Source organism: Micromonospora sp. NPDC051141 (assembly GCF_044455765.1).
Classification (GTDB): domain Bacteria; phylum Actinomycetota; class Actinomycetes; order Mycobacteriales; family Micromonosporaceae; genus Micromonospora.
The window spans coordinates 149684-155752 of the sequence record NZ_JBITFD010000018.1 but is presented as its reverse complement, the minus strand read 5'-3'; the positions used below and the strand labels follow the sequence as shown (position 1 = coordinate 155752).

Genomic DNA, 6069 nt, shown 5'->3' with positions numbered 1-6069 from the left:
CGGGTGGGGTGCGGCGGGCGGTGCGCGGGTGGGGTGCGGCGGGCGGTGCGCGGGTGGGGTGCGGCGGGCGGTGCGCGGGTGGGGTGCGGCGGGCGATGCGTGGGTGGGGTGCGGCGGATGATGCGCGGTGAAGCGCGGCGGGCGGTACGTGGGTGGGGCGTGGCGCGGTGGGGTGTGGCGGGCGGTGTTCGGTGGGGCGCGGCGGGCGGTGCACGGTGCGGCGCGGCGGTAACCGATCGGACGAAGCGAGGGCTCGCACGGACGTCCGTGCGAGCCCTCGTCGACGTGTGGTGCGTCAGGACTTGCCGTCGTCCTCGCCCGGGGTCGGCTCCTCCGGCGCACCCGGCGCGGTGAAGTCGAAGTTGGCCAGCTCCTCGTCGAGGTCGCTGCCGGTTGCCGCGAACGCCTCCGGGGCGGCGAAGTCGTCGTCCGAGGGCAGCAGGTCGGGGTGACCCCAGATCGCGTCCCGGCCGGCGATGCCGCGCTGCTCGGTCAGCGCCGCCCAGAGCACGGTCGCCTCGCGCAGCCGGCGCGGACGCAGTTCGAGGCCGACCAGGGCGGCGAACGTCTGCTCGGCGGGGCCACCGGCGGCGCGACGGCGGCGGAACGCCTCGCCGAGGCGTACGACGTTGGGCAGGCGGTCACCGGCCGCGCTGTCCACGACATGGCACACCCAGCCCTCGACCAGGGCGAGGACGGTCTCCAGCCGGGCCAGGGAGGCCTTCTGCGCCGGGGTGTCCTCGGGGGTGAAGATGCCTTCCAGGGCGATCGCCTGCATCGACTCCGGGTCGGTCGGGTCGACCCGGCCCATCGCCTCCTCGATCGCCTCCCGGTTGACCCGGATGCCGGCGGCGTAGTTCTCCACCGCCGTCAGCACGTGCCCGCGCAACCACGGCACGTGCTGGAAGAGGCGCTGGTGGGCGGCCTCGCGCAGGGCCACGTAGAGGCGTACCTCGTCCTCCGGCAGCTCCAGGCCCTCGCCGTACGCCTTGATGTTGGCGGGGATGAGCGCGGCGGCGCCGGCGGGGCCCAGCGGCAGGCCGATGTCGCCGGCGGAGAGCACCTCGGCGGCGAGCGAGCCGAGGGCCTGGCCGAGCTGGCCGCCGAAGAGCGCGCCGCCCAGCGTGGCGACCATCGACTGCATCGGGCCGAGCTGGGCGCGGGCCTCCGGCGGCACCAGGTCGCCCATCGCGCCGACCATCCGGCTGGCCACCGGGTCGCAGAGCTTGCGCCACACGTCGAGCGTCTTGAAGATCCACTCGTTGCGGTTCCAGGCGACCGACGAGCGGATGCCGGAGGGCCACGAGGTGGCCGGCTCCAGCCAGAGGTCGGCGATGCGGAGCGCCTCCTCCACCGCGTTGCGTTCGAACGGCGAGACCGCCGGGTCGCCGGTGGCGGCGAGCTGGCTCGCGGCGACCTGTCGGGCGAGGTCCCAGTTGACCGGCCCGCTGCCCGGCGCGGACAGCAGGTGCTGCAACTGCGACATGAACTGCTGCATCTGCGCGGGATCGTTGGGGTCTGGTGGTTGCCCACCCGGGAGCGCGAAGCCGAACGGAATATCAGGCACGACGTCTACGGTACGCGGGCCCCGCCGCAGGTCGGGCCCGTCGGCGTTGCGCTGAGGGCGAAGTCTGCCGGTCACCGCGCCGGACGGCGGGGGACGGATCGGTACGCTCTGGCGCATGAGACGTCGCGGCGTGACCGTCCTGCTCGGTGCCCTGCTCACCGCCCTGCTCAGCGTCGGCGTGCTGAGCGTGCCGCTGCCGTACGTGGTGCTCGGCCCCGGCCCGACCGTCAACACGCTCGGCAGTGAGAACGGCAAGGAGATCATTCAGGTTTCCGGCCGCGCGACGTCCACCTCCGCCGGGCAGCTCCGGCTCACCACGGTCGGTGTGCAGCCCACGGTCCGGCTGCGGTCGGCACTGGCCGGCTGGTTCTCCTCCGACGAGGCGGTGGTGCCCCGCGAACTGGTCTATCCGCCGGGGGAGTCGCAGGAGGAGGTCGAGAAGCGCAACGCGGAGGACTTCCAGAACTCGCAGACCAGCGCCGAGACGGCGGCCCTGCGCGAGCTGGGCTACCCGATCAAGGTGCTGGTCAAGACCGTCACGCCGGGCGGGCCGTCGACGGACGTGCTCCGCGCGGACGACGTGCTCACCTCGGTCGACGGGGCGCCGGTGACCAGCGCGGCCAGGCTCACCGAGCTGATCCGGGCCAAGCCGGCCGGCACCGCGCTGAAAATCGGCTACACCCGGGGCGGCACGCCGGGCACCGCCACGGTGACCAGCCGCGAGCAGGACGGCCGGCCGCGTATCGGAGTCGAGATCGACCAGCAGCAGCCGCACCCGTTCACCCTGAAGATCGACCTCGGGGACATCGGCGGGCCGAGCGCCGGCCTGATGTTCACGCTGGGCATCATCGACAAGCTGGAGCCGGCCGACCTGACCGGTGGGAAGATCGTCGCCGGCACCGGGACCATCGACGACGAGGGCCGGGTCGGTCCGATCGGTGGCATCGCGCAGAAGCTGGTCGGCGCGAAGGACGCCGGCGCGAAGGTCTTCCTGGTCCCGGCGGACAACTGCGCCGAGGCGGTCCGTAACCCGCAACCGGATCTGCCGTTGCTCAGGGTGGCGACGCTCGACGACGCGCTCAAGGCGCTGGAGACGCTGCGTGCCGGGGGGCAGCCGACACGCTGCTGAGCAGGACCGGTCACCGGCACCGGGGCGATCGTGACGTGACCTTGACCCGACGTGTTCAGGAACACCCCGTACTCTTGGGTGCCTGGTCGGAGCCGATCACATCAAACGTGCGGAGCCAATAGTGGTCATGCGTAGCAGTCCCCTGCCGAGGATGAGCCGACGCGGACGCGTCACCATCGGGGTCCTGGTCGGGGTGTTCGTGTTGTTCACCCTGCTCGGGTGGGGGGTCAACGCCTGGACCGACTGGCTCTGGTTCGACGAGGTCCGGTACACCCAGGTCTTCACCGGTGTGCTCGCCACCCGGCTGCTGCTGTTCCTGGTGGTCGGCGTGGGGATGGCGGTGATCATCGCCGGCAACCTCTGGCTGGCGTACCGGCTGCGGCCCCGGATGCGTCCGCACTCGGCCGAGCAGGCCACGCTGGAGCGGTACCGGATGCTGCTGAGCCCCCGGCTCGGCACCTGGATCGCGCTGGTCTCCGCCGTCGTCGGGCTCTTCGCCGGGCTTTCCGCGCAGACCCGGTGGGCCCAGTGGCTGCTGTTCCGCAACGGCGGCAACTTCGGCGTCAAGGACCCGGAGTTCGGCGTCGACGTCGGCTTCTACGTGTTCCAGCTCCCGTTCTGGCGTTACGTGCTCGGCGTCGGCTTCACCGCGGTGGTGCTGGCCCTGCTCGGCGCGCTGGCCGTGCACTACGTCTTCGGCGGGGTCCGCCTCCAGGGCGTCGGGGACCGGATGACCAACTCCGCCCGCGCCCACCTGAGCACGCTGGTCGCCGTCTTCGTCCTGCTCAAGGCCGTCGCGTACGTGCTGGACCGGCGCGCCATGCTGCTGGAGTACAACGAGGGCGCGAAGCTCTACGGCGCCGGCTACGCCGACGTGAACGCGCTGCTCCCGGCGAAGGAGATCCTCGCCTGGATCTCCGTCCTGGTGGCCGTCGCGATCATCGTGTTCTCCAACGCGGTGATGCGGAACCTGGTCTGGCCCGGCATCTCGCTGGCCCTGCTCGGCGTCTCCGCGGTGGCGATCGGCGGCATCTACCCGTGGGCGGTGCAGACGTTCGAGGTGAAGCCGAGCGCCCGGGACAAGGAGGCGCCGTACATCGAACGCAGCATCAAGGCGACCCGGTCCGCGTTCAGCCTCGACGGCACGAAGACCACACCGTACGCGGCCAGCAACCTCGTGCCACCCGCCAGCCTGTCCACCGACACGTCGGTGGTGTCGAACATCCGGCTGCTCGACCCGCAGCTCGTCTCCGAGACCTACACGCAGCTCCAGCAGGTGCGTGGCTTCTACGACTTCGGCTCGAAGCTGGACATCGACAGGTACGCGGTCAAGGAGAAGACCTCCGACTACGTGGTCGGTGTCCGGGAGATCAACTACGGCGAGCTGACCGATCAGCAGAGCAACTGGATCAACCGACACACCGTCTACACGCACGGGTACGGCCTGGTGGCCGCGCCGGCGAACCAGGTGGTCTGCGGTGGGCAGCCGTACTTCGTCTCCGGCTTCCTCGGCGAGAAGGCGCAGGAGGCGTGTTCCTCGCCGACCGAGGAGATCCCGGCCCAGCAGCCGCGGATCTACTACGGCGAGCGGATGGAGCCCGACGACTACGCGATCGTCGGGCAGACCGGCGACCGCAACGTCGAGTTCGACCGGCCCACCTCCACCGGCGGCGAGCAGTACTACACCTACACCGGCGAGGGCGGCGTCAAGATCGGCTCGTTCCCCCGGCGGCTGCTCTACGCGATCAAGGAGCAGGAGTCGAACTTCCTGCTCTCCGAGGCGGTCAACGAGAACTCGAAGCTGCTCTACGTGCGTAACCCGCGCGACCGGGTGGAGAAGGTCGCGCCGTTCCTCACGCTCGACGGCGACCCGTACCCGGCCGTGGTGAACGGCCGCGTGCTGTGGATCATCGACGGTTACACCACGGCGGCGACCTACCCGTACGCCGAGCGGGTCAACCTCCAGGCGGAGACCGCCGACGAACTGACCGGTCGGGGCACGTTCCAGCTCGCCCGGGAGAACGTCAACTACATCCGCAACTCGGTGAAGGCGACCGTCGACGCGTACGACGGCACGGTCAAGCTCTACTCGTACGACGACACCGACCCGGTGCTGAAGGCGTGGAACAAGGCGTTCGGCGGCGACGTCGTGCTGCCCAAGGGCGACATCCCGGCGGAGCTGGCCGAGCACTTCCGCTACCCGGCCGACCTGTTCAAGGTGCAGCGCAACCTGCTCACCAAGTTCCACGTGACCGACCCGGGCGACTTCTACTCCGGCCAGGACTTCTGGCAGGTGCCGAACGTGCCGGACGCACCGGACAGCGGGCAGAAGCAGCCGCCCTACTACCTGTTCACGCAGTTCCCCGGGCAGGACGGGCCACGGTTCCAGTTGACCTCCGCGGTCACCCCGAACGGGCGGCAGAACCTGGCCGCGCTGGTCTCCGGCTCGTACGTGGACGGGCAGCCGCGCCTGGAGGTGCTGGAGCTGCCGGACCAGACCCGGATCTCCGGGCCGACCCAGGTCCACCAACAGATGACCAACAACGGCGACATCCGTCAGCAGCTCAACCTGCTCTCCTCCAATCAGGCCCAGGTGCAGTACGGCAACCTGTTGTCGTTGCCGTTCGCCGACGGAATGCTCTACGTCGAGCCGGTCTACGTGAAGAGCAGCAGCCAGGACGCGTACCCGCTGTTGCAGAAGGTGCTGCTCTCGTACGGTGACGGCGGCTCGTACGTGGTGCTCGCCAACAACCTGAGCGACGGCATCAAACAGTTGGTCGAGCAGGGCAAGCGGGCCGGCTCGGGCACCCCGCCGCCGAGCGACGACGGCAACAACCCGCCGCCGGCCGGCGGCAACAACACTCCGCCGCCGCTCACCGGCGAGCTGGCCGACGCGGCCGGCAAGGTGCAGACCGCCATCGCCGAGGTCAAGGCCGCGCAGACGTCAGGTGACTTCGAGCGGTACGGGCGGGCGTTGAAGGCGCTGGACGAGGCGATGACGGCGTTCCAGCAGGCCCAGGCGGCGGCGAACTCCTCCGGCAACCCGACGCCCTCGGGCAGCGCCTCGCCGTCGGCGCCGGCCTCGGCCTCGCCGTCACCGAGCGGCTGACCTCGCGCGACGACACTCCGGGCCCGTGGTCCGGTGGCCCCGACGGTCACCGGAACCCGGGCCCGGGTCGTGTCGGGCAACCGTTTTGCGCCTCGTCGGGGCGGTGCGCTAGGGTTAACGAGCCGACGCGGGGTGGAGCAGCTCGGTAGCTCGCTGGGCTCATAACCCAGAGGTCGCAGGTTCAAATCCTGTCCCCGCTACTCGAACCGAAGGGCCCGGAATTCACTCCGGGCCCTTCGTCGTTTCCCCGGTTCCGATGCCGGT

Annotated in this window: 3 protein-coding genes and 1 tRNA gene; 3 read left to right on the top strand and 1 reads right to left on the bottom strand. The window is 70.7% G+C overall.

Features of this window, described 5'->3' with window-relative positions; genetic code table 11:
* Positions 1-295 precede the first annotated feature (295 nt).
* Complete coding sequence (locus tag ACIA6B_RS28545; protein WP_396778007.1) at positions 296-1498, bottom strand: zinc-dependent metalloprotease; 1203 nt, start codon at positions 1496-1498, stop codon at positions 296-298.
* A gap of 184 nt (positions 1499-1682) precedes the next feature.
* Here ACIA6B_RS28545 and ACIA6B_RS28540 point away from each other — a divergent pair, with 184 nt between their 5' ends.
* The 3 genes from ACIA6B_RS28540 (at position 1683) to ACIA6B_RS28530 (ending at position 6005) form a co-directional block, all read left to right on the top strand.
* Complete coding sequence (locus ACIA6B_RS28540; RefSeq protein WP_396777989.1) at positions 1683-2696, top strand: PDZ domain-containing protein; 1014 nt, start codon at positions 1683-1685, stop codon at positions 2694-2696.
* 127 nt (positions 2697-2823) lie between these two features.
* Positions 2824-5805 (top strand): UPF0182 family protein, encoded by a 2982-nt coding sequence (locus ACIA6B_RS28535; protein ID WP_396777987.1) that lies wholly within the window; start codon positions 2824-2826, stop codon positions 5803-5805.
* 126 nt (positions 5806-5931) lie between these two features.
* Positions 5932-6005 (top strand) — tRNA-Met (locus tag ACIA6B_RS28530).
* The last annotated feature ends 64 nt before the right edge of the window (positions 6006-6069 follow it).